Annotated in this window: 19 protein-coding genes; 6 read left to right on the top strand and 13 right to left on the bottom strand. The window is 69.9% G+C overall.

Annotated elements, in window-relative coordinates; translation table 11 throughout:
- Positions 1–41 precede the first annotated feature (41 nt).
- The 3 genes from QUD34_RS12035 to QUD34_RS12025 form a co-directional block, all read right to left on the bottom strand.
- Positions 42–2,615: an ATP-dependent Clp protease ATP-binding subunit gene (locus QUD34_RS12035; protein ID WP_286353953.1), complete on the bottom strand. Its 2,574-nt coding sequence runs from the start codon at positions 2,613–2,615 to the stop codon at positions 42–44.
- A gap of 70 nt (positions 2,616–2,685) precedes the next feature.
- The gene (locus QUD34_RS12030) at positions 2,686–3,987 is read right to left on the bottom strand and encodes a threonine/serine exporter family protein (protein ID WP_286353952.1); all 1,302 of its coding nucleotides are present in this window, start codon (positions 3,985–3,987) and stop codon (positions 2,686–2,688) included.
- A gap of 58 nt (positions 3,988–4,045) precedes the next feature.
- Positions 4,046–5,143, bottom strand: a complete 1,098-nt coding sequence (locus tag QUD34_RS12025) for an NAD(P)/FAD-dependent oxidoreductase (RefSeq protein ID WP_286353951.1) — start codon at positions 5,141–5,143, stop codon at positions 4,046–4,048.
- Between the two features lie 287 nt (positions 5,144–5,430).
- On the opposite strand from QUD34_RS12025, the gene QUD34_RS12020 reads away from it, so the two are divergent.
- From QUD34_RS12020 to QUD34_RS12000, 5 genes are all read left to right on the top strand, one after another.
- A complete protein-coding gene (locus QUD34_RS12020) occupies positions 5,431–7,071 on the top strand; it encodes a methyl-accepting chemotaxis protein (RefSeq protein ID WP_286353950.1) in 1,641 nt (546 codons plus the stop codon).
- A gap of 61 nt (positions 7,072–7,132) precedes the next feature.
- Positions 7,133–9,652 (top strand): DNA mismatch repair protein MutS, encoded by a 2,520-nt coding sequence (gene mutS / locus QUD34_RS12015; RefSeq protein ID WP_286353949.1) that lies wholly within the window; start codon positions 7,133–7,135, stop codon positions 9,650–9,652.
- Entirely contained in the window at positions 9,628–10,125 is a 498-nt protein-coding gene (locus tag QUD34_RS12010) for a pyridoxamine 5'-phosphate oxidase family protein (RefSeq protein ID WP_286353948.1), read from the top strand. Before mutS ends, QUD34_RS12010 begins: the two co-directional genes overlap by 25 nt.
- Positions 10,122–10,769: a lysophospholipid acyltransferase family protein gene (locus tag QUD34_RS12005; RefSeq protein WP_286353947.1), complete on the top strand. Its 648-nt coding sequence runs from the start codon at positions 10,122–10,124 to the stop codon at positions 10,767–10,769. Before QUD34_RS12010 ends, QUD34_RS12005 begins: the two co-directional genes overlap by 4 nt.
- A 44-nt stretch (positions 10,770–10,813) precedes the next feature.
- The gene (locus QUD34_RS12000) at positions 10,814–11,170 is read left to right on the top strand and encodes a hypothetical protein (protein WP_286353946.1); all 357 of its coding nucleotides are present in this window, start codon (positions 10,814–10,816) and stop codon (positions 11,168–11,170) included.
- Between the two features lie 48 nt (positions 11,171–11,218).
- On the opposite strand, the gene QUD34_RS11995 is transcribed toward QUD34_RS12000, so the two are convergent.
- The 4 genes from QUD34_RS11995 to QUD34_RS11980 are packed head-to-tail and all read right to left on the bottom strand — an operon-like array spanning position 11,219 to position 14,468.
- Complete coding sequence (locus QUD34_RS11995) at positions 11,219–12,019, bottom strand: ABC transporter ATP-binding protein (protein WP_286353945.1); 801 nt, start codon at positions 12,017–12,019, stop codon at positions 11,219–11,221.
- Between the two features lie 11 nt (positions 12,020–12,030).
- Entirely contained in the window at positions 12,031–12,849 is an 819-nt protein-coding gene (locus tag QUD34_RS11990) for an ABC transporter permease (RefSeq protein ID WP_286353944.1), read from the bottom strand.
- Between the two features lie 2 nt (positions 12,850–12,851).
- On the bottom strand, positions 12,852–13,814 hold the full coding sequence (locus tag QUD34_RS11985) for an ABC transporter substrate-binding protein (RefSeq protein ID WP_286353943.1): 963 nt from the start codon (positions 13,812–13,814) through the stop codon (positions 12,852–12,854).
- A gap of 57 nt (positions 13,815–13,871) precedes the next feature.
- Complete coding sequence (locus QUD34_RS11980; protein WP_286353942.1) at positions 13,872–14,468, bottom strand: methyltransferase domain-containing protein; 597 nt, start codon at positions 14,466–14,468, stop codon at positions 13,872–13,874.
- Positions 14,469–14,577: 109 nt separating this feature from the next.
- Here QUD34_RS11980 and QUD34_RS11975 point away from each other — a divergent pair, with 109 nt between their 5' ends.
- The gene (locus tag QUD34_RS11975; RefSeq protein ID WP_286353941.1) at positions 14,578–15,933 is read left to right on the top strand and encodes a CapA family protein; all 1,356 of its coding nucleotides are present in this window, start codon (positions 14,578–14,580) and stop codon (positions 15,931–15,933) included.
- On the opposite strand, the gene QUD34_RS11970 is transcribed toward QUD34_RS11975, so the two are convergent.
- The 6 genes from QUD34_RS11970 to QUD34_RS11945 form a co-directional block, all read right to left on the bottom strand.
- Positions 15,896–16,276, bottom strand: coding sequence for a GIY-YIG nuclease family protein (locus tag QUD34_RS11970; RefSeq protein ID WP_286353940.1), 381 nt, complete (start codon positions 16,274–16,276; stop codon positions 15,896–15,898). The genes QUD34_RS11975 and QUD34_RS11970 overlap by 38 nt on opposite strands.
- On the bottom strand, positions 16,273–16,869 hold the full coding sequence (locus QUD34_RS11965) for a DUF2239 family protein (protein WP_286353939.1): 597 nt from the start codon (positions 16,867–16,869) through the stop codon (positions 16,273–16,275). Before QUD34_RS11965 ends, QUD34_RS11970 begins: the two co-directional genes overlap by 4 nt.
- Before the next feature lie 69 nt (positions 16,870–16,938).
- Positions 16,939–18,501: a M20/M25/M40 family metallo-hydrolase gene (locus QUD34_RS11960; protein ID WP_286353938.1), complete on the bottom strand. Its 1,563-nt coding sequence runs from the start codon at positions 18,499–18,501 to the stop codon at positions 16,939–16,941.
- Positions 18,498–19,889, bottom strand: a complete 1,392-nt coding sequence (locus QUD34_RS11955) for a YfcC family protein (RefSeq protein ID WP_286353937.1) — start codon at positions 19,887–19,889, stop codon at positions 18,498–18,500. Before QUD34_RS11955 ends, QUD34_RS11960 begins: the two co-directional genes overlap by 4 nt.
- A 68-nt stretch (positions 19,890–19,957) precedes the next feature.
- On the bottom strand, positions 19,958–21,124 hold the full coding sequence (gene iadA / locus QUD34_RS11950; protein WP_286353936.1) for a beta-aspartyl-peptidase: 1,167 nt from the start codon (positions 21,122–21,124) through the stop codon (positions 19,958–19,960).
- 36 nt (positions 21,125–21,160) lie between these two features.
- Entirely contained in the window at positions 21,161–22,636 is a 1,476-nt protein-coding gene (locus QUD34_RS11945; protein WP_286353935.1) for a M14 family zinc carboxypeptidase, read from the bottom strand.
- Positions 22,637–22,640: the final 4 nt, after the last annotated feature.

The raw sequence follows: 22,640 nt of genomic DNA, 5'->3' as shown, positions 1-22,640 counted from the left end.
CAAGTTTGGGGGGAGTCCCGCCTTCCGGCCTCCAGCCTGCCCTATTGCACGGCCTCCGTCTCTACTTTCAATTGGCCGTCCTCGATCCGGAGCCGGGCCAGCCCGCCGGGCTTGAGCCGGCCCTGGAGCACCAGGCGCGACAGGGGATTCACCACGGTCTGCTGGATGAGGCGCTTGAGGGGGCGGGCGCCATAGAGGGGATCGAAGCCCTCGGCGGCCAGCCAGTCGAGGGCCGCCTCCGGAGCCTCCAGCCCCAGGCGCTGGGCCTGGAGCATGGTTTCCACGCGCCTGAGCTGGATGCGGGCCACGGCCTTCATGTCCTCGCGGCTCAGGGAGCGGAAGATCACCACCTCGTCCAGGCGGTTCAGGAACTCGGGGCGGAAATGGCCGTGCAGGGCGGCCTGGACGGCGGCCTCGGCCCTGGAGGCGTCACCGCCGGCATCGAAGATGGCCTGGCTGCCCAGGTTGGTGGTCATGAGCACGACGGTGTTGCGGAAGTCCACCGTCCGGCCCTGGCCATCCGTGAGGCGCCCGTCTTCCAGCACCTGCAGGAAGAGGTCGAAGGTGCGGGGGTGGGCCTTCTCCATCTCGTCCAGGAGGATCACGGCGTAGGGGCGGCGGCGGATGGCCTCCGTGAGGCGCCCGCCCTCCTCGTAGCCGATGTAGCCCGGCGCGGCGCCGATGAGCCGCGTGGCATCGGCCTCGTGGGTGAACTCGCTCATGTCGATGCGGACCATGGCGTTCTCGTCGTCGAAGAGGAACTCCGCCAGGGCCCGCGCCACCTCCGTCTTGCCCACGCCCGTGGGGCCCAGGAAGAGGAAGCTGCCGATGGGCCGCTTGGGATCGCTGAGTCCCGCGCGGTTCCGGCGCAGGGCATCGGAGATGGCCGTGAGGGCCGGATCCTGGCCCACCACCCGCTCGCCCAGCCGGGCCTCCATCTTCAGGAGCTTCTCCACTTCGCCTTCGAGGATGCGGCTCACGGGGATGCCGGTCCAGCGGCTCACGATGGCCGCGATGTCGGCTTCGCCCACCTCCAGGCGCAGCATGGCGCTCTCCTTGGGGGAGGTCGCCGTCAGCTGCTTCTCCAGGGCGGGGATCTCGCCGTATTCCAGGCGCGAGGCCCGCTCGTACTCGCCCTTCGTCTTCGCCTGCTCCAGCTCGATGCGGAGGTCGTCCAGCTTCTTCTGGAGGGTGCGGGCCCCCTCGATCACCTTCTTCTCGTTCTCCCATTGCGCCCGGAGCTTGCTCAGCTCCTCATTCAATTCGGCCAGTTCCTTGTCCAGTTCCGCCAGCCGCGCGCGGCTGGCCGCATCCTTCTCCTTCGTCAGCGAATGCCTCTCCAACTGCAGCTGCATTTCGCGACGCTCGCGGACATCGATCTCCGTGGGCCGGCTGTCGAGCTGCATGCGCACGGCGCTGGCGGCCTCGTCCATGAGGTCCACGGCCTTGTCGGGCAGGAAGCGGTCGGCAATGTAGCGGTGGCTCAGCTGGGCCGCCGCCACCAGGGCCGCGTCCTGGATGCGCACGCCGTGGTGCAGCTCGTAGCGCTCCTTCAGGCCCCGCAGGATGGAGATGGCGTCCTCTACGCCAGGCTCCTCCACGAAGACCGGCTGGAAGCGGCGCTCGAGGGCCGCATCCTTCTCGATGTGCTTGCGGTACTCGTCGAGCGTGGTGGCGCCGATGCAGCGCAGCTCGCCCCGGGCCAGGGCCGGCTTCAGCAGGTTGGCGGCGTCCATGCCGCCGGACACGGCCCCCGCGCCCACGAGCAGGTGCAGCTCGTCGATGAAGAGCACGACCTGGCCCTCGGCCTTCTCGACTTCCTGGATGACGCCCTTCAGGCGCTCCTCGAACTGGCCCCGGTACTGCGTTCCGGCCACCAGGGCGCCCATGTCCAGGCCCATGACCCGCAGGCCCTTGAGGCTTTCGGGCACATCATTCTTGTGGATGCGCTGGGCCAGGCCCTCCACGATGGCGGTCTTGCCCACGCCGGGCTCGCCGATGAGCACGGGGTTGTTCTTGGTGCGCCGCGAGAGCACCTGAAGCACCCGGCGGATCTCCTCGTCGCGGCCGATGACGGGGTCCAGCTTTCCGGCGGCGGCCAGGGCGGTGTAGTCCTTGGCGTACTTCTCCAGGCTGGCGAATTTCTCCTCGGCCGCCTCGTCCTCGACGCGGGATCCCTTGCGGGTTTCGCGGATGGCGGCCTCCAGCGTCTTCCGGTCCAGGCCGAAGCGCTCCAGGGCCTTCTTGGCGTCCGTGTGGGCGTTGGTCAGGGCCAGCAGGAGGGCGTCGGTGGCCAGGAAGCGGTCGCCCAGCCCGCGGCCCGTGTCGCTGGCCACTTCTAGGAAGTGGCGGAAGGCCGCCCCGACCTGGGGTTCGGCGCCGCCCACGGCCCGGGGCAGCTTGTCGACCAGGGCTTCGGCGGCGTCCGCCAGGCCCTGGATGGAGTCCGGGCTCTGGCCGGCCCGTTCCAGCAGGGGGCGCAGCCCGGCTTCCGGCGTGAGCAGGGCCCCGAGCAGGTGCTGAGGCACCAACTCGGGATGCTGATCCTGCACGGCCCGCTGGCGGGCGGCCACCACGGCGTCGTTGGCTTTCTGGGTGAAGGGGAGGAGGGACATGGAACACCTCGACGGGTTCCAGGTTAGGTCAAATTTGATGCTGATCAACTAAAATTTTATGAATCAAATATCACAAGGCGGTTCTCGGTTGCACGGCCGCATGGGCCAGGAGCAGCCCCGTGAGCAGGGCGATGGCCACGAAGAGGGCCTGGAAGGCCGTATCGAGGCCCACCACCAGCTGCTTCTGGATGATGAACTCCAGGCCCCGGAACCCGAGGCCCCCGGGCACCAGCACCATGAGCCCCGGCAGCAGGGTCACCACCGAGGGCCGGTGGGTGAGGCGGGTGAAGAGGTTGCTGCCCAGGCCCAGGGCGAAGGCCCCCAGGCCCACCCCGAACTGCGGGCCCAGCAGGGCGGCGCCCTGCCGGGTGCCGTAGAAGGCCAGGATGCAGGCGGCGAAGATCCAGGGCAGGTCCCGGGGGCGGGCCCGGAAGATCACCACGAAGGCTGCGGCGGCCAGCAGCAGGATCGGCAGCACGGTCCAGGCGGGCAGGGGCAGGGGGGTGCCCTGAAGGGCCCGGTCCACCAGGGGGCCTGCCAGGCGCTGGCCCAGGGCCACCCCGAAGCCCAGGGAGAGGAAGGTCATGGCCGTATCCAGCAGCCGCGCCGTCCCCGCCACCAGGTTCCCCGTGGCCAGCTCGTTCATCGAGACCACCAGACGCAGTCCGGGCACGAGGACGATGAGCCCGGCCACCGTGAGGATCTGCGGCGAGACATGGGCGAACCGGGCGGCGGCGGCCACCGCCAGGAACCCCACCAGCGTGCCGGCCACCGGATAGACGATCCGGGACAATCCGGCCTTCCGCCCCAGCAGCAGGGCCGTGAGGCCCACGAGCACGCCGAGCAGCGCCGTGAGCGCCATTTCGCGCCAGCCGCCGCCGAAGAACATGGCGGCCGGGGCCGAACCCAGGCCGAAGCAGGGCACGGTGAGCCAGGGGCCCCAGCGGTCCGGGGCCGACAGGATGCTGCGCACCCGGTCGTGGGCCTCCGGGGCGCCGATGCGGCCCTCGATGAGGGCGTCCGTGGTCTCCTGCAGATCGGACAGTTTCTCCAGGTTCGTTTCCCCCGAGGGGCTGCGCTGGATGAAGGCCCAGCGTTCGTGCCCTCGCCCCAGGGAGGCGAAGAAGGCCGTGGGCAGCCCGAGGAACTGGCCATCCAGGCCCAGGCGCCGGGAGACCCGCTCCAGCGCATCCTCGAAGCGGTGGGCGGGGATGCCGTAGGCCTGGAAGGCGCGGCCCAGCTCCAGGCAGAGGGCCACTTCCGGTGGTGGCGGCGCTGACGCTGGCGCGGACTGGGCTGGAGGGGGCGGGGCCGGAGGGGACGGGGCCGCCTCGGGGCTTCCCTGGAAATCGGATGATCCGGCCGTGGACATGCCCCAGGTTAGCGGAGCCCAGGGGCCGCACGGGTCCTGGTCCCCCACGGGAGCGTCCCTAGCCCGCCGCTTCCTCCGCCAGGGCCAGGCAGGCCGTGAGGCCGGGCGATTCGATGCCGAGGAGGTTCACCAGCCCCCGCAGTCCGTGGGCGTCCTCCCGCTGAATGAGGAAATCCGGGGCCGGCTCGCCCGGGGCGTGCAGCTTGGGCCGGATGCCCGCGTAGGCCGGCTGGAGGGCGCCGTCCGGCAGGCCCGGCCAGTACTGGCGGACCTCGGCATAGAAACCGTCCGCGCGGCGGGGGTCCACCTCGTAGCTCTCGCGGTCCACCCATTCCATGTCGGGTCCGAACCGCGCCTGCCCGGCCAGGTCCAGGGTGAGGTGCACGCCCAGGTGGCTCTGGTCGGGGAGGGGGTAGACCAGGCGCGAGAAGGGTGCGGGGCCCGACAGGGAGAAGTAGCTGCCCTTGGCCCAGCGCCGGGGCGGGGGCGGAAGGGCGGCGGTGCGGGTCCCCTCGAAGGCCCAGGCCAGGGCCAGGGCGCCGAGTCCGGCGCAGTTGAAGACGCGCTCGGCCCGCAGCGTCATCGGATCTTCTCCCCCGACTTCGATCTCAAGCCCCGCCGACCACGGCCGGCCCCCGAGGACGGGACTCTTCAGCACCACGGCGGCGCCATGGGCCTCGGCATCCTGGCGGAGGGCGCGCATGAGCCCATGGCTGTCGATGATGCCCGTGCTGGGGGAGCTCAGGGCGGCGGCGGCGCGGAGCTGAGGCTCCAGCTGCCGGCTCGCCTCCGCGTCGAGCCACTGGAGGTCCAGCACCCCGTTGACCTCGGCCCGGGCGCGGAGCTGCCGCAGGGCTTCCAGCTGGGAGGCCTCCGTGGCCACGATGAGCTTGCCGCAGCGGCGGTGGTTCACGCCCCGGTCTCGGCAATAGGCGTAGAGGGCGCGGTTGCCCGCCACGCACAGCCGGGCCTTCAGGGACCCCGCCGGATAGTAGATGCCCGCGTGGATGACCTCACTGTTGCGGGAGCTGATGCCGGTGCCGACGCGGTCCTCCGCCTCGAGGACCACCACCTCGCGGCCCGTCATCGCCAGTCGGCGGGCCAGGGCCAACCCCACCACCCCGGCGCCGATGACGACGCATTGGACTCGTTCCATGACCGGCCCCCGCGGGAACGATTATTCCAGGCCGGGCCTGGGCTCCCGTCCTGGAGCCCGTCACAGTTGAAAAATATGTCTAGATTTTTTTATTAACACATAGTCTTGGACAGGCCGAAAACAGGGCCATGGGCGTTGGTTTCTTCCCGCGCCCGAGGGGGCCCGCCCTTCGCGCACCAATTCATGAAAAAGTCTATTGATTCTGTAATCAGCTATTTGAATCAAGGCGAATCCCCAGGAATTCCACGATTCACACCCGGCATCAAACGACTCGATAGGACTTTGAGATGCTGTCGCCGCTCGCCTCGCGAGAACGGGCCCGGCACCCCCCCCAGGAGATCCACCCCACCATGCGCACCAATCTACCGGTCACGGCCGTCGAGCATCACATCCAGGAGGGCACCTTCGTGGTGTCCAAGACGGACCTCGCGGGGGTGATCACCTTCGTCAATTCCGAATTCCTGAGGATCAGCGGATTCACAGAGCAGGAACTCATCGGGGCGCCCCAGAACATCGTCCGCCACCCCGACATGCCGGCGGCGGCCTTCGCGGATCTGTGGGCGACGATCAAGGCGGGGAAGCACTGGCACGGCATGGTCAAGAACCGCTGCAAGAACGGTGATTTCTACTGGGTGGACGCGGCCGTGTCGCCCATCCACGACCGGGGGAAGGTGACGGGGTATGTCTCCATCCGCAGCCGGCCCTCCCGGGCCCAGATCGACCAGGCCGTGCACACCTACGGCCTCCTGAACCAGGGCCGCACGCTGGAATCCACCTACCACAAGCCGTTCATCCTGCTGCCGAACCTCGGTCTGCGCGCGAAGATCCAGCTCTCCTTCGCGGTGGCCGCAGGCGCGATGCTCCTGGCCGCGGCCCTGGGCTGGCGGATGGGTGGCGGCGCCTGGGCCCTGGGGCTGGGCCTGCTGGTGGGCGTTCCTGCCGGCCTGGGCCTGGGCCGGCTGCTGGCGCACTCGCTGGAGGCGCAGTTCGGCGGCGATCCGGCCGAAGCCATGGCCATCCTGCAGAACATGGCGGAAGGCGACCTCTCGGCGAGCATCACGACGCGGGAAGGGGATGTGACCAGCGTGCTCGCCCACATCCGGGCCATGCAGCAGCGCTTCAAGAGCATGGTGAACCGCCTGCGGTTCGAGGCCACCGAGGTGGCCTCCAGCGCCGAGGCCCTGTCGGCCTCCACCACCCAGATGACCGGCGCCACCGAGGAGATCGCCCGCAGCACCGAAGGGCAACGGGCCACTTCCGAGAACCTGGCTTCCGCCATCACCGAGCTGTCCGCATCGGTGACCCAGGTGGCCTCCAACGCCCGCCAGGGCCAGAAGCAGGCCGAGGAGGCCGTCCAGGCCGCCGTGGAGGGGGATCAGGCCGGCGAGGCCGCCATGGCCGCCATGGCGGAGGTGGAGGCCGCCACGGCCGAGGTGGTGAAGGCCGTCCAGGTCATCCAGGAGATCGCCCGGCAGACCAACCTTCTCAGCCTCAATGCCGCCATCGAGGCGGCCCATGCGGGGCAGGTGGGCAAGGGCTTCGCCGTGGTGGCCGAGGAGGTCCGCAAGCTGGCGGAACGATCCGCCACCGCCGCCGAGGAGATCGGGCACCTCATCCACGCATCCAACCGGGCGGTCCAGAGCGGCCGGGCCACGGTCCAGGACGCGGTGAACTCCCTCGACCAGATCCGCGACCGCATCCGCATCCTCCAGTCGCTCACGCTGGAGATCTCCAGCGCCACGGAGGAGCAGGCCAAGACCAGTACGGAGGTGGCCGACCAGGTGGAGCAGGGCGCCCAGGTGGCGATCCGGAACGCCGCCTCCACCCTTCAGCTCTCGGCCACCGTGGAGGACACCTCCCGCACCACCCGCGAGCAGGCCCGCATTGCCCACGGACTACTGGATCTGGTGGATCAGTTCAAGGTCTGAGCGGGTCTGTGGGAAGATCGGAGCTTCGCCCTCTCCCACCCTTCCCGAGCCGACCCGCCGAATGTCCACTCCCATGCTGCAGCAGATCGCCGGTCTCAAGCGCGAGGCGGGCGAGGCCGTGCTGCTCACCCGCATGGGCGACTTCTACGAGATCCTGGGCGAGGATGCCATCCGGGCCGCGCCGGTGCTGGAGATCGCGCTCACCTTGCGCGGCAAGGGCTCTGAATCCGAGACGCCCATGTGCGGGGTGCCGCACTTCGCGCTGGAATCGTACCTCCCCAAGCTCCTGGCGGCGGGCTTCTCTGCGGCCATCGCAGAACCCACGGCCAAGCCCGAGGAGGTCAAGGGCCTGCTGCCCCGCGCCATCAAGCGCATCATCACGCCCGGCACCTGGCTGGATGACGACGCCCGCTGGCTCTGCGCCCTGCACCGGACGGGACCGGCCTGGGGCCTGGCCCTGCTGCAGCTGGCCTCCGGCGCCCTGCGGGTGCTGCCAGGCGAGGGCGAGGAGGCCCTGCGCGCCACCCTGGAGCGGCTGAGCCCCCAGGAGCTGATTCTGGCCGAGGGGGCCGAGGACATCCCCGACCTGGAGGCCGCCCGCACGCGTCTGCCGGGTTGGCGCTTCGAGGCCTCCCGGGCGAAGCAGCAGGTGCTAGCCTTCTTCGGCTGGCAGCACCTGGAAGGTGTGGGGCTGGATCCCTACCCGGCCGCCCTCGGTGCCCTGGCGGCCCTGCTCGATCATGTGGAGGCCACGCAGAAGGGCCGCCCCGCCCATCTCCAGGGGGTGTCCCTGGAACTGGGCGCGTCGGGCCCGCTGCTGGATGCCACCAGCGCCCGGCACCTCGAAGTCTTCGCCAACGGCCTGGACGGGGGACGCGCCGGCACCCTCTTTGCCCTGCTGGACCAGTGCCGCACCCGCATGGGTTCGCGCCTGCTGAGGGCCTGGCTCGAACAGCCCCTGCGGGACCGGTCCGCCCTGGAACGCCGCTGGTCCCAGGTGGCCTGGCTCACAGAGGACCGCCGCCGCACGCCCATCCAGGCCCTGCTGGACCAGGTGCCGGACCTGGACCGCCTGCTGGGCCGCGTGGCCCTGGGGCTTGCCACGCCGCCGGAACTGGCCCAGCTGCGGGAAGGGCTCGCCGTGCTCCAGAAGCTGCCCGCCCGCATCCGGGATGAAGGCTGGGCCCCCGAGGTGGCCGAGCTGGAGCTCTGGCCCGAGGCCACGCCGCTCTGCGCGCCGCTCTGCGGGGAACTGCAGCGGTGTCTGGCGGAGGCCCCGCCGCTGGATCTTGAAAAGGGCGGTGTCATCCGCGAAGGCGTGGACGCGGAGCTGGACACCGTGCGCCGCCTGGCCCGGGACGCCAAGCAGGTGATGCTCGAGCTCGAGGAGGAGGAGCGCCGGGCCAGCGGCATCCAGAGCCTGAAGATCAAGTACAACCGCGTGTTCGGCTACTACTTCGAGATCACGAAGGCCAACCTGGGTGCCGTGCCGGCGCACTTCCTGCGCAAGCAGACGCTCGCCAACGCCGAGCGCTTCACCACCGAGAAGCTCGTGGCCTTCGAGCAGCGGCTGCTGAGCGCCGAGAGCGATCAGGCCCGGCTGGAAGCCGTCCAGCTCCAGCGGCTGCTGGCCCTGGTGCTGGAGCATCGCGCGGATCTCACGCGCCTCGCCCGGGCCGTGGCCGCGCTGGATGTCCTCGCCGCGCTGGCCGAGCGGGCCCGGCTCTCGGGCTGGACGCGCCCCGAATTGGGGGAGGACCGGGAACTGGCGCTGGCCGCGGGCCGGCATCCCATGCTGGAGTCCCGTCTCGGCCGCGAGTGCATTCCCAACGACCTGCAGTTCAGCGCGGCGCAGCCCATGGCCGTGGTGACGGGCCCCAACATGGGCGGCAAGTCCACCTTCCTGCGGACGGCGGCCCTGCTGGTGGTGCTGGCCCAGGCGGGCTCCTTCGTGCCCGCCGAGCTCATGCGCTTCGGGCTGGTGGATCGCATCTTCACGCGCATCGGCGCCTCGGACCAGCTGGCCAAGGGCCAGTCCACCTTCATGGTGGAGATGACGGAAACGGCCCGGATCCTCAACCAGGCCACCTCGGCCAGCCTGGTGATCCTCGACGAGATCGGCCGCGGCACCTCCACGCGGGACGGCCTGGCCCTGGCCGAAGCCATCGCCCTGTTCCTGCGCGATCTGAAGGGGGGCGCGCCCCGCACGCTGTTTGCGACCCACTACTTCGAGATGACGAAGCTGGCGGACGACAGCCGCATCCAGAACCTCCATGTGGAAGTGCAGGAGTGGGAGGAGCAGCTGCACTTCCTCCACCGCGTGGCGCCGGGCCCCGCCGACCGCAGCTACGGCATCCAGGTGGCGCGCCTGGCGGGCCTGCCGCGGACCGTCATCCAGAAGGCCCAGCGCCTGCTGGCCCAGGCGCCCGAAGCGCCGCCCCGGGCGCCCATGCCCTCCCAGCCTGCACTGCCGTTGTTCGAAGTGGAACCGGACGCCCTCAGGACGGAGCTGGAGGCCCTGGACCTGAACCGGATGACCCCCCTGGAGGCGCTCAATTGGATCGCATCGAAACGGGCATGAGCGCACCCCATCACCCCCTCCGGCGGCGGGACCGGGCCCTGGATGACGCGGAGGCGCTGCGCCTGCTGGAGGAAGCCGAGTGGGGCGTTCTCGCCACGGTGGACGAGGCCGGCTGGCCCTACGCCGTGCCTGTGAACCACGCCGTGGTGGACGGCGCCCTCATCATCCACTGCGCCACCGCGGGCCACAAACTGGCCAACCTGGCCTTCAACCCCAGGGTGTCCTACTGTGCCGTCACCCAGGCCGAGACGCTGCCCCTGGAGCTGGCCACCCGCTACGCCAGCGTCATCGTCTTCGGCCGGGCGGAGCTGCTGACGGACGGCGAGGAAAAGCGTGCGGCGCTGCGGGCCCTGGGCCTGCGCTTCGCCGCGGGGCACGCCGACCTGGTGGACCGGGAGATCGGCAAGGACCTCTTCCGCACGGCCGTGCTCCGCGTCCGCATCGAACGGGCCACGGGAAAGGCGCGCCGGTGAACGGAGGCTCGCGGCCCCATGACGGCGGTCGGCCCGTGATCTACTGGCTGGCCCACACCCTGTCGCGCCTCGCCGGCCGCGTCTTCTTCCGGCACCGTACCCTGAACCGCGAGTTCCTCCCCGAAGCCGGGGGCGCCCTGATCGTGGCCAACCATGTGAGCTTCCTGGATCCGGCGGCCGTGGGGGCCGCCTTCCGGAAGCCCATCTACTACCTGGCCCGGAAGACCCTGTTCCAGGGGTTCCTGGGCTGGCTGCTCCCGCGGATCCAGGTGCTGCCCGTGGACCTGGGCAAGGGCGATCTCGCCAGCATGAAGCGCATCCTGGGCCTGCTCAAGGAGGGGAACCGGGTGCTCATCTTCCCGGAAGGCACCCGCTCGCCCGATGGCACCCTCCAGGAGGCCGAGGCGGGCATCGGGTTCATCATCGCCAAGGGCGAAGTGCCCGTGGTCCCCGTCCGGATCTTCGGCGCCTTCGAGTGCTGGGGCCGGGAGGCCCGATGGCCGAGGCCCGGCCGGATCACCCTCGTCGCCGGGCCGCCGGTCGATTTCTCCGGGCTTCCCGCCGAGCTCACCGGCCGCGCCCGCTATCAGGCCTGTGCCGATCGGGTGATGAAGGCGCTGGCGGACATCCGCCTCGAGGCTTGAGTTCCGCCTTCCGCAGGGTGGTTGCCGGGGCGTAGACTTCCCCCATGCTCCGGCCCCTCAGCAAAACCCGCATCCGCGCGGCCTGGGCCATCGCCCTGGCGGTGGACGCCATCCAGGTGCCCATGGACGCTTCGGGGCCCCTGGGCTGGTTCCTGGGTGCGGGGCTGGACCTGATCACCATGGTCGTGATGTGGGTGATGGTGGGCTTCCACTGGGCCTTCCTGCCCTCGTTCGTCACCGAGGCGGTCCCCTACCTGAACCTGGCTCCGCTCTGGACCCTGGCCGTGGCGCTGGCCACCCGGGGCCGCGGCGAGGGCGGGCCCGAGTCTGAGTCCGGGCCTGGGTCCGGGCCCGGCGCCTCCGGGGACTCGAAGCCGCCCATCAAAATCCTGAACCCCTGAACTTGTAGGGCTGACGACCAGCCCTAGGGTCTGTTTTCAAAACAGACCCTAGTCCACCGCCGCGCCGCGGAACTCGTCCTGGTTGTGCCGGCTCTGCTCTTCCATCAGGAGGTGGCTCAGCTCCTTCTTCAGGGCGTTGAACCCGGGGCTGGCGACATCGCGCGGGCGGGGCAGGTCCACCCGCAGGTCGCGCTTCAGGGTGCCGGGGCGGTAGGTCATCACCACCGTGCGGTCCGCCAGGTAGAGGGCCTCCTCGATGCTGTGGGTGACGAAGAGGATGGTCTTCCTCAGCTCGGTCCACAGGCGCAGCAGTTCGTCCTGCAGGTTGCGCCGGGTGAGGGCGTCCAGGGCGCCGAAGGGCTCGTCCATGAGCATGATGGGCGAATCCAGGGCTAGCACCCGGGCGATGGCCACGCGCTGGCGCATGCCGCCGCTCAAGTCCTTGGGGTAGCGCTTGCGGAAATCCTGGAGGTGCAGAAGCTCCAGCAGGCCGTCCACCTTGGCCTGGATGGCGGTCTTGGCCTCGCCCTTGATCTGGAGGCCGAAGGCGATGTTCTGCTCCACGGTCATCCAGGGAAACAGGGCGTATTCCTGGAAGACCATGCCGCGGTCCGGGCCGGGGGCGGTGACGGCGGTCCCTTCGACCGCGATCTCGCCGGAGGTGGGCAGGCTGAAGCCCGCGACGGCGTTCAGCAGGGTGGATTTGCCGCAGCCGGAGGGCCCCAGCAGACAGACGAACTCGCCCTGGGCGATGTCCAGATCGATGGCCTTCAGCGCGTACACATCCTGGCCTCCGCTCTGGAAGACCTTGTGCACGCCGCGGATGGAGATGTGGGTTCCGGAATTCATGGCCGCTTCCGTCATCCCTGCTCCAGACCGCGATGCCACCGCAGCAGGCGCGAGCTGAGGCGGCTCATGAGGGTGTCGATGCCCAGGCCCAGGAGGCCGATGGTGAACATGCCGGCGATGATCTTGTCGGACCAGAGGTACTCGCGGGCCTCCAGGATGCGGTAGCCCAAGCCGTTGTTCACGGCGATCATCTCGGAGACGATCACCACGATGAACGCCGTGCCCATGCCGATGCGGGCGCCGGTGAAGATGTAGGGCGTGGCTGCCGGCAGGATGATGCGGGTGAACTGCGTCAGCCGCGAGGCCCCGAGGTTGCGGCCCACGCGGAGGTAGATGCTGTCGACATTCTGCACGCCGGCCACGGTGTTCATCAGCACCGGGAAGAAGGCGCCGATGGCGATGAGGAACACGGCCGGCGGATTGCCCAGGCCGAACCAGAGGATGGAGAGCGGGATGTAGGCGATGGGCGGGATGGGGCGCAGCACCTGGATGAGCGGGTTGAAGAGCCCGTAGGCCACCTTGCTGTACCCCATGGCCAAGCCCAGGGGCAGGGCCAGGCCGCCGCCGATGAGGAAGCCCAGCAGCACGCGGTAGAGGCTTCCGAGGGCATCCTGGATCAGCTCGCCGGAGAAGCACCACTTCAGGTACGAACCCTGGGCCGGGTCGAAGACCTCCAGGGGGCGCAGGTAGGCCCACCACTTGATGAGCACCTGCCCGGGGGAGGGCAGGATGGTCGCGTTCACCCACCCCATGGTGGACAGCAGCTGCCAGAAGGCCAGGGCCGCCAGCGGGACGAGGATGCCGGAGGCGGCGTTCCTGTATTTTTTCATGCCTACTTCACCTTCAGCTGCTTCTTCGCCTCGGCCAGGAGGTCGAGCTTCACCCAGTCGCCGGCCTTGGGCGGGTTCGCCATCTTGCCCACGCCGTACTTGGCCATGAGGTCCGTGGTGACCTGCACATGGGAGACGGTGATGTCGTAGCTGAAGGGAGAGTTGCCGATGGCGTCCTGGTAGTCCTCGGAGGAGATCTGGTTCTTGAACATCACCTCGCGGACGAACTTCTCCGCGGCCTTGGGCTCGTCGATGAACTTCTTGGTGGCCTCCACGAAGCAGAGCAGGAAGCGCTGGGCCACATCGCGGCGCTCCTTGTAGAGCTTCTCGGTGATGACCAGGGCCCGGATGGGCTCGCCCAGGGGCGTGTCGTAGGGCTTCAGCAGCTCCACGCCGAACTTCCGGTTGATGGCCTGGGAGCTGTAGGGCTCGCTCTGGCACATGGCGTCGATGTTCTTGGCCATGAGGGCCTGGTTCAGGTCCGCGAAGGGGAGGTAGAGCACGAGCACATCCTTGCCCGGCTTGTCCGACCAGGTGAGCCCGGCCTTGGCCAGCTCCGCCAGCAGCAGCAGCTCCTGGGCCCCGCCCCGGGCCACGCCCACCTTCTTGCCCTTGAGATCCTTCAGCGAGCGGATGCCGGAGTTCGCCCCGACCACGATGCGGGCGCCGCCCCTGGCGAAACCTGCGACGACGACGATGGGCACGCCGGCGGCCCGGCCCGCGATGGCGGCGTCGAGGGCCGCGGCGCTGGCGTCGATCTCACCCGCCACGATGGCGGGGTTGATGTCGATGCCCTTGGCGAACATCCGCTCCTCGACCTTCAGGCGGTACTTCGGGGCCAGCTCCTTCATGTAGGACACGGCGCCGTAGTGGGCGAACTTCAGGTTGCCGAGGCGCACGACATCCTGGGCCGTCAGCGCCACGGAAGAGAGGCATAGCAGGGAAAGGAGGGCTTTCGCACGCATGGTCACTCCGGGGGGTATGGACCCATTCTAGGTCATGGTCCCGGCTGGGGGCAGGGCTCATTCCGACCGGCGTCTTGCCACCAGCAAGAACTCCCGGCCCGCCCGGCGCGGGTGGCTGGAAGCGGCCTCCGCCAGGTGCAGCACCTCGAAGCGGGCTTCGGCGAGGCGCCGCATGTCCTCCATGGCGATGGCGTGAGGCGGGCCCGGCCGACCCTTCACATCGTGGAAAAGCACGGCCAGCCACAGGCCGTTCGGGTTCAGGTGCGCCGCGCAGGCATCCACATAGGCGGGCCGCCGCGCGGGATCCATGGCCACGAAGCAGGTGTGGTCGAAGATCGCGTGCCAGGGGCCGAGATGGGTCGTGAACCAGTCCGCCAGGGACCAGGCCACGCGGTCGCCGTAGCGCTGCCTGGCGCCCTGGATGGCCAAGGGGGCGAAATCGAGTCCCGTGACGGCGAAGCCGCGGGCCTCCAGCTCGGCCGCATCGTGGCCGTAGCCGCACCCGGGCACCACGATCTCTCCACCCGCCTTCAGGCCCCGGGGGAGAGCCAGGTCCAGCAGCTCCGCCACCAGGGGCGTGGCCCCATCCATGTCCCAGCCGGGGCGTCCCTCGTCCTGGTAGAGGCGGTTCCAGTCGTCCGGGTGGGTGGTCATCGCACCAGGATAAGCCGCTCCGCCAGGGCCCCAAATATGCTCGGAATACTTTGCAAATATTCACCAAATGAAACAAAATTGCGCATATCACCCAACCTCAGGAGGCACCATGGCCAGGACGGGCATCTCCCATCGGAACCGGCCCCTGGCCGCCGCGCTGCTGGCGCTGGCTGCCGGTGCGGGCGCCCGTGAGGGGTTGGCGCAGACGGCTCCGCCCCCGGCGGTGGCCAAGGACGATCCCCGCTCCGTGTATCAGCGCCGCATCCAGCCGAGGGAACCCGCCGAGCGGATCGACTGGCCGGGGCGGATCGGGGAGCTCCTGAAGGAGGAACCGGGTGACCTGGTCATCACGGCGGTGGGCGACATGATCTTCAACCAGCCCATCAGCCACCTCGCCGATCCCGATCGCGCGGGCCTCTTCCGCCTCATGCAGGAGGCCGACCTCGCCTACGGGAACATGGAGTTCTCGCTCAACGACCGGCCGGATCTCCAGCGTCCCTTCTACAACTTCAGGGCGGGGCGGGACTTCCGCTGGGAGCTGGCGCGCACGGGCATCAACCTCGTGAGCATGGCCAACAACCACGCGCTGGATTTCGGCCCCGAAGGGTTGAGGGAATGCCTGCAGGCCCTGGATCACGCCAACATCACGCACGCCGGCGCGGGCACCACGCTGGCGGAGGCCCGCGCGCCGGGCCGGACGGAAGTGGCCGGGCACAAGACCTCCGTCGCCCTGCTCTCCTACATGCGGTACTGGACCGCCAAGTACCGGACCAAGGACCCCAGCGGTCCCTCCCTGGCGACCATCGATCCGGCCGTGATCCTGGTGGCGAAGGACGGCAAGGTGGAGAAGGCGGAAGGCCCGCTGGAATCGGATGTGAAGGCCATGGAGGACGATGTGCTCCTGGCCAAGCGCCGGTCGGATGTCCTGCTGGTGTCCCTCCACAACCACGATGTGACCCACCATCGCGCCTACGGCATCCAGGACCGGACGCCGCCCAACGAGGAGATCATGTTCCGCCGCGCCATCGAGGCCGGGGCGGACTTCGTGATCGGTACGGGCCCCCATGTGCTCCGGGGCATCGAGATCCACAAGGGGAGGCCCATCTTCTACAGCCTCGGCGACTTCATCTACCAGTACCGCACCCCGGACCGGATCCCCGTGGACCTCATCCACCAGCGCGACATCGAGATGCCCAAGGTGCCCAACGGCTCCGTGTGGGACCGGCGCGACTCCCGCGAGGTCATGGAGACCGTGATGGTCCGCCTGACCCTGAGCCTGGGCAAGCTGAAGCGGATCCAGCTCCTGCCCATCACCATCGACGACGAGGGCCCCCTCTACGGCGTGCCGAAGCTGGCGGGCACCAGGCGGGGCGGCGAGATCATCGCCCTGATGCAGAGACTGTCCGAACCCTACGGGACGAAGATCGTCAGCAAGGGGTGGTATGCGGAGGTCGACCTTCCCTGAGGGGTTCTTCGCCAGTCGCGGCCAGGAGGGCGATCCATTCAGCCCGCTTGGCCTTGAGGGTCTCCTTGAGCACCAGGGGGCTCATCTCCTCTTCGAGGGCCTCGAGGATCACATAGTCGAAGGCGGCCTCGCCCCATCGGTTCCACGCCGCCTGCAGGTCCCGGTCCAGGTGGCGCCCCTGCTGGAGCCGGAGCCACAGGCCGTTCCGGGTGGTGTCGAGGTTCGGGCTCGCGTCGGCCCAGGCCCGGCCCGTCTCCAGGTGGCGCACCGCGTAGATGCCCGGGCGGGGCCTGCGGGCCTTGTAGGCGCGGAGCGCCGCTTTCCGATCGAAGGTTTCGCTCATGGGTTGGAGGTGCCCTCAGGGAATGCCGGCTGGGCCAGCGCGCGTGCGTGGTCCCGCACATCCACCGGCCAGGCCTGCGTGTGCGCCAGGAAGGCGGCCCGGTCCGCGGCGTACAGGGCGCGGAGCGCCTCTTCATAGCCCGGTTCGTCCCCTCCCAGCGCCGACATGAACCGGTAGGCGCGGTCCTGGGCCTGGCGTTTGCCTTCGCCGGCACCGCCGATCCGGCGCGCCTCTTCCACCAGCTTCCGCAAGGTGACCGAAGCGCCTCCGGGCTGGGCGTTCAGCCAGTCCCAGTGCCGGGGGAGCAGGGTGACCTCGCGGGCCACGACACCGAGCTTCGGCCGTCCCCGTCCACGCGGTTCGCCGGGCTGGGGCGGTGCGACCGGGGACAGGCGCGCCACCACCTCCTCGGGCGTTCCCCGGGTATCCAGGTCCACCACGCGGCCGGTCTCGTCATCGAACACCAGGACCGATCCCGTGGCATGGGTCTCCAGGTGCGTCTTCACCCGCAAGGCCACGCTCCGCAAAGGCCCGGCGGTTATCCGGCGGGGGCCGTCGAAGGCAGTGCAAGGGGTCAGGAGCCGATCGTCCATGGGGTTCCGTTCAAGAGAACCCTATTTTTATCCGGGTTTAAAGATGCGTCAATAAAATCCGGATAAAAATCACGGACGGTCCGCCAGCAGCCAGGCCGTGGCCAGGACCAGCCGGCCCATGCGGCGCACCTGCCCGGGATCCAGGCGATCCAGGGTGTCCGAGGGCTGGTGGTAGCCGGGAAAGTAGCTCCCGAAGAAACGGACGAAGGGCACGCCGAGGCGGGCGAAGTCGCGGTAGTCGCTGCCGCCGCTGCGGCCGTCCGTCCAGTCCAGGTGCAGCGACATGCCCATGCCGCGGCCGGCCCGGGCGAGCACCGGGCCCAGGTCCCCAGGTCCCGGGGAGAGGCCCGGCTCCGCGAAGTGGGCGGGATCGAGCCCATCGAAGAAGGCCCTGGGATCCTTCAGTCCCGACCCGGCAGCCAGGGCGTCGAGCTCCGCCGGCGTCCAGGGGTGGGCGATCATGTCCAGGTTCAGGTAGGCCTTCGTCCGGGCCAGCGGCCACGCGGGGTGGCGGGTGTAGTGGCCCGACCCGAACTTGCCCTCCTCCTCGCCGGTCCAGAAGGCGAACAGGAGGGTGCGCCGGGGCCGCACCGGCCGCGCGGCGATGGACCGGGCCAGCTCCAGCAGGGCCGCCACGCCCGAGGCATTGTCGTCCGCGCCGGGATGCAGCCGGCCGTCCTGCAGGCCGAGGTGGTCCATGTGGGCACCCAGGACGACGGCCTCCGGGCGCAGCGCCGGGTCCGATCCGGGGAGCTTCCCGAGCACATTGAAGGATCGGAAGGTCCGGACCCGGCCGCGCGTGACGAGGGTGGCCGTGCCTTGGAGGCCGGGGGCGAGGAGGGCGCGGAGCTCCGCCGTCAGCGCCACCCGCGCCAGGGGCGGTTCGCCGGGAGCCGGGGCACCAGGCTCCGCGAGGAAGTAGGGCCGGGCGGGTTCCTGGCCTTCGGCCAGCCGGCGCTCCAGATCTTCCTCCAGGGCGATGGCGGCCCGGGCGCCCAGCTTCTCCAGCAGGGCCAGCCGGCTGTCGTAGCGATCCGCCGGCCGCTCGGAGGCGTACTTCGCCGTGAGCTCCGGCTTCTGCCAGGCCGCGCCGGGCGGGCAGCCGGCCCGGAAGACCACCACCTTGCCCCGCACCTCGAGGCCCCGGAAGTCGTCATGACCCAGGGCGGGTTCCTGGATGCCGTAGCCGGCGAAGACCAGGGAGCCCTCGAGCGTGCCGGGCTCCGTAGGCGGCAGCACGGCCGCCTGGCCGCCCTGGAAGACCAAGGTTCTGGAAGCCGCCGGGGAATGAAGGACCAGGTGCACGGCGCCGGGTTCCGGCCGCACCTCGCGCAGGGGCACGGTCTGGAAGTAGGAGGCCCCTGCGGGAGGGATGCCCGCCGCCTTCAGCTGGCTCGCGAGGTAGCGGGCGGTGGCCTCCAGGCCCCGGGTGCCGAGGCCGCGGCCCTCCCGCCGGGGATCTGTGAGGAAGGCCATGTGCCGGGTGAGGCGGGACGCATCCAGATCGTCCACCGCGGCTTGAAGGCCGGGGGGCAGGGGCTCGGGACGCCGGGCGCGGACGAAGTCCCCCTCCGGGCCCTGGGCGAGGAGGGCACTCCCCAGCAGGGCGAGAAGGGCGAGGGAACGCCTCACACGGGGCCCCAGTGGAACAGCAGGGTGGGCGGCACCAGCAGCAGGAAGGCGAGCACCACGAGGATGAGCATGAGGGGCAGGAACCAGCGGGCCCACCGTTCCCAGGGGATCTTCGCGGCGCCCAGCACCCCCATGGTCACGGCGCTGGTGGGCAGGATCGGGTTGATGAGCTCGGACAGGGCGAAGCTGTACACGCAGGTCTGGCGCGTGATGCCCACGAGGTCCGACAGGGGGGCCAGCACGGGCATGGTGAGGGCGGCCTGCGAGGTGCCGGAGTGGATGAAGAAGTTGATGACGCACTGCACCAGGAACATCACCTGGGCGGTGAGGGCGGCGGGCAGCACGCGGATGGCAGTGGAGCCGTAGAGCAGCAGGGTGTCCATGATCCGCGCGTCGTTGGCGATGACCAGCAGGGCCCGGGCGCAGGCCACGATGAACACCACGCCCACCATGTCCTTGGCCCCGGCCACGAAGTGCTTCGCGATGTCGCTGGGTCCCATGCGGCTGATGAGCCCGATGAGGATGCCCATGCCCAGGAACAGGGCCGCGATGGCCTCCAGGTACCACTGGTATTTCAAGACACCCCAGACCAGCAGGACCAGGGCGCCGAGGAAGGTGAGGAGGGCGAGGATGTGGGTGGCGTTCCAGGCGTCCCCACTTCCCGCGGGGGCGGTGGAGACGCGGGCCAGGTCGATGTCGCGCACCGGGCTCAGCTCCGGGTTCCGCTTGATCTTGGTGGCGTAGATCATCACATAGGCGATGACCACGCCGGTCGCCACCACCCAGGCCCCCACCCGGTAGGCCAGGCCCGAGTAGATGGGAACCCCCGCGATGCCCTGGGCCACCCCCACGGTGAAGGGGTTGAAGAAGGCGCAGGCGAAGCCCGCCGCGGCCCCCAGGAAGGGGATGGCGGTGCCGACGATGGAGTCGTAGCCCAGCGCGCGGGAGAGCGCGATGAAGATGACGATGAAGGGGATCAGCTCCTCCGCCATGCCGAACACGGCCCCAGCCAGCGAGAACACGGTCATCAGCACCGGGATGAAGAACATCTCGAGCACCGGGTGGCGCCGCACATGGACCATGAGCCGCTTGATGCCCTGCTCCACGGCGCCGGTCTCCTGGAAGATGGCGAAGCTGCCCCCGATGATGAGCAGGAAGGAGATCAGCCCCGCGCCGTCCAGGAAGCCCTTGATGGGGGCGAGGAAGAGGGTCTGCAGGCCCAGGTAGGTCTTGGGGAGCCGCTGGAAGGTGCCATCCACGGGCACCTTCAGGCGGCCGCCGTCCGGCAGCACCTTCTCGATGCGCTGGAATTCGCCCGAGGGCACGATCCAGGAGAGGATCAGCACCAGCACGATGAGGGCCCCCACGATCACGAGGGTGTGGGGCATCTTCAGCCCCGCGGAAGGCGCTGGCGTCGGCGCCGAAGGCTTCGGGCGGGCGCCGCGTTCCCGGGCGTTCACTGGAACATCCCCTTGGCCAGGAGGCGCCCGCCCTTCATGAGGAGCCGGCCCTTGGCCACCACGGTGCGGATCTCCAGGTCCCTGGGGTCGAGCAGGACCAGGTCCGCGTCCATGCCGACCGCGAGCCTCCCCTTGGCCCGGAGCTTGAGGATGCGGGCCGGATTGGCGGTGACCATGCGGAGGGCGGTCTCGAGGGCGATGCCCTCCTCCATCACGGCCTGCCGCACGGCGGGGAACAGGGAGGTGACCCGGCCTACGGAGATCTCCTGCAGGCGGCCGCTGGGGTCCCAGTCCGGCAGGCTGCCCTGGCCGTCGGAGGTGAAAGTGATCTGGCCGGGATCCACGCCGGCCTCCAGCATGCGGCGCAGGGCCTTGGCGCAGGGGATCTCGCCGTCCTCGAGGTACGAGGGCAGGGTGGAGGTGGTGAAGTCCACGAACCCGCCGCCCTTGGCGTAGGCGATGCCCTCCTCGAAGAGACGAGGGTTGCGGTTGATGTGGGTGGGCCACATCTGGGTGGCGGCCAGCTCGGTCTCGGCGAGGATGCGCCGCAGGAAGTCGAGGCCCCGGGCCCCGTCGCCCAGGTGGACATTGACGATGCCCGCCTTGCCGGAGAGCATGCCGCCCCGTCGCGCCATGGCCACCACCTGGGCGAAGGCCTCGAAGGTGGGTTGGCTAGAGCGGTGGTCGGAGAGGGCCACCTCACCGGCGCCGATGACCTTGTCGATGAAGAGGAGATCCTCCTCGAGGGAGGGCATGAGGGTGCGCAGGGGCAGGCCGTAGGATCCCGAATAGACGAAGGTGCTGAGGCCCTCCTCTTCCAGCCCCTTGGCCTTGGCCAGCAGGCCCGCCATGTTCCGCGTGTAGCCGTCCGTGCCCAGGCAGCCCACCACGGTGGTGACGCCGCCAAAGATGGCGTCGGTGAGGGGCAGGTCCGGCGTCCGGGTGGCGAACCCCCCTTCGCCCCCTCCGCCCATGATGTGCACATGGCCGTCGATGAAGCCCGGCACCGCCTTGAAGTTCCGGGCGTCCACCACCTCGCAGTGCTTCCTGGGGATGCGGATGTCCGGCTCCATGAGCAGGATCTTCCCGCCTCCGATGAGCAGGTCGCAGCGCCCTCCGGGTTCCGGAGCGTAGACATCGGCATTCTTGATCAGGAGCAGCATGGGGACTCCAACCGGGCCGCGCGGCCGGCAGCGGGTTCAGAAGAGACGGGAGACGGGCAGGTCGGCACCGGGGACCGCCAGGTCGCGGAAGCCGGGATAGCCGTAGAGGCCATAGAGCAGGCAGGGCTCGAGCACCTGGATGGCCCGCCGGGCCAGGTCCTGGTCGAGGGGGACGATGAGCGTTCCCGCGGGCAGATCGAGCTCCGAAAGGGACTGGCGCTGGACGATCTGGCGGTCCTTGTACCGCTGGTACAGGTCGTCGTAGGGTGCTTCGAGACGGAGCAGGCGGACCCGTTCCCCCGGCGCCCGGCGGGGCGCGGCCAGGGTCTCCCAGCGCAGGCCCTGGGCCTCCAGCACCGGGATGAAGCGCGCGGCGGCCGCGGGCTCGATGGCGTAGGCCCTGGGGGTGGGCACGCTGCCCTTCACCACGAGATCGGTCATGGCGTTGGCGGTGGGCACCTCCACCGTGCGGCCGGTGGCCACTTCCCGGACCGGCAGGGACCGGGTCTGGCCGCCGAGGTTGGCCCAGAAGACATTGGTGGCGATGAAGGGGGGCAGGGGCTCCCGGCGGGCCCGCTCCGAAAGCGCCCGCACCCGGTCGCGCCAGGCCCGGTCGCCGAGCAGGTGGCGGTAGAGGATGCGGTAGCCGTCCACCCGCTCGCCCAGGTCGGCCTGGGGATCGGCGGCGCGGTGGCGGACGCCGGCTTCGATGATGAAGGAGAGGGCCCCCAGCGTGCCCATGCCGTTGCGGCCGTCGTCCACCTCCGGGGTGGAGGGCCGGATCTCCTCGTCGGGAGGCGGCCCGCCCACGCTGTAGCGGGCGTAGGGGTGTCCGGCCTTTTCCTGGAGGGGCGCGGCGGAGGCCACGGCCGCCAGCCCAGAGGTCTTGAGGTACGGCGGGATCAGGGGATGGTTCGCCGCATCCATGGTGATGATGGGCCAGGCCTCCCAGCCCTTGGCGGTGTAGCTTTCGCCGTCCCGGCCGAACTCGTGGCCGTCCACGGCGAGGTGCGGCCGGATGCGGCGCGCCACCCGGTGGAGGGTGCGGGTTTCGGGCTGGGCCAGGAGAAGGTGGTCGCGGTTCAGGTCTGCCCCCGCCCCGTTGACCCGCTGGTGGGCTTCGGCCCCGTCGGGGTTGAGCATGGGCATCAGGTAGAGGTCCACATCCTCCGGGAGGAGGTCGGGGCGCTCGGCCAGGTCGCGCACCAGGGTGAGCAGGGCGTCCTTGCCCGCCACCTCGTCCCCATGCTGCTGGGCGTAGAAGAACACCCGGAAGCGGGCCTTGGCGCCGCCCCGGTTGAGCCGGACCAGCAGGAGCTTGCGGCCCTGGGTGCTCTGGCCCTCCTCGCTGACGGTGATGAAGCCCGGCTTGGCCGCGCGTTCGAGAAACGCCACCATCTCCCCATAGGTCACCGTCCGGCGCAGGGTCCGGTGGTCTTTCGGGAAGGGCGCCTGAAGGGACCCGGCGAGCCCCGGCAGCGCGAGCAGCAGGAGAACCGGAACGGAACGCAAGAAG

Origin of the sequence: Geothrix oryzae (assembly GCF_030295385.1) — a bacterium.
Classification (GTDB): Bacteria; Acidobacteriota; Holophagae; order Holophagales; family Holophagaceae; genus Geothrix; species Geothrix oryzae.
Note: the sequence above shows the minus strand (reverse complement) of the source record. Positions and strands in the feature narration are given on the sequence as shown.

Coding starts and splice junctions, on each gene's coding strand:
- QUD34_RS11965 (WP_286353939.1), bottom strand. CDS start 16,869: ATGGACGATCGGCTCCTGACCCCTTGCACTGCCTTCGACGGCCCCCGC.
- QUD34_RS11990 (WP_286353944.1), bottom strand. CDS start 12,849: ATGAAAAAATACAGGAACGCCGCCTCCGGCATCCTCGTCCCGCTGGCG.
- QUD34_RS11975 (WP_286353941.1), top strand. CDS start 14,578: ATGGCCAGGACGGGCATCTCCCATCGGAACCGGCCCCTGGCCGCCGCG.
- mutS (WP_286353949.1), top strand. CDS start 7,133: ATGTCCACTCCCATGCTGCAGCAGATCGCCGGTCTCAAGCGCGAGGCG.
- QUD34_RS12025 (WP_286353951.1), bottom strand. CDS start 5,143: ATGGAACGAGTCCAATGCGTCGTCATCGGCGCCGGGGTGGTGGGGTTG.
- QUD34_RS12030 (WP_286353952.1), bottom strand. CDS start 3,987: ATGTCCACGGCCGGATCATCCGATTTCCAGGGAAGCCCCGAGGCGGCC.
- QUD34_RS11970 (WP_286353940.1), bottom strand. CDS start 16,276: ATGAGCGAAACCTTCGATCGGAAAGCGGCGCTCCGCGCCTACAAGGCC.
- iadA (WP_286353936.1), bottom strand. CDS start 21,124: ATGCTGCTCCTGATCAAGAATGCCGATGTCTACGCTCCGGAACCCGGA.
- QUD34_RS12020 (WP_286353950.1), top strand. CDS start 5,431: ATGCTGTCGCCGCTCGCCTCGCGAGAACGGGCCCGGCACCCCCCCCAG.
- QUD34_RS11985 (WP_286353943.1), bottom strand. CDS start 13,814: ATGCGTGCGAAAGCCCTCCTTTCCCTGCTATGCCTCTCTTCCGTGGCG.
- QUD34_RS12035 (WP_286353953.1), bottom strand. CDS start 2,615: ATGTCCCTCCTCCCCTTCACCCAGAAAGCCAACGACGCCGTGGTGGCC.
- QUD34_RS11980 (WP_286353942.1), bottom strand. CDS start 14,468: ATGACCACCCACCCGGACGACTGGAACCGCCTCTACCAGGACGAGGGA.
- QUD34_RS11995 (WP_286353945.1), bottom strand. CDS start 12,019: ATGAATTCCGGAACCCACATCTCCATCCGCGGCGTGCACAAGGTCTTC.
- QUD34_RS11955 (WP_286353937.1), bottom strand. CDS start 19,889: ATGCCCCACACCCTCGTGATCGTGGGGGCCCTCATCGTGCTGGTGCTG.
- QUD34_RS12000 (WP_286353946.1), top strand. CDS start 10,814: ATGCTCCGGCCCCTCAGCAAAACCCGCATCCGCGCGGCCTGGGCCATC.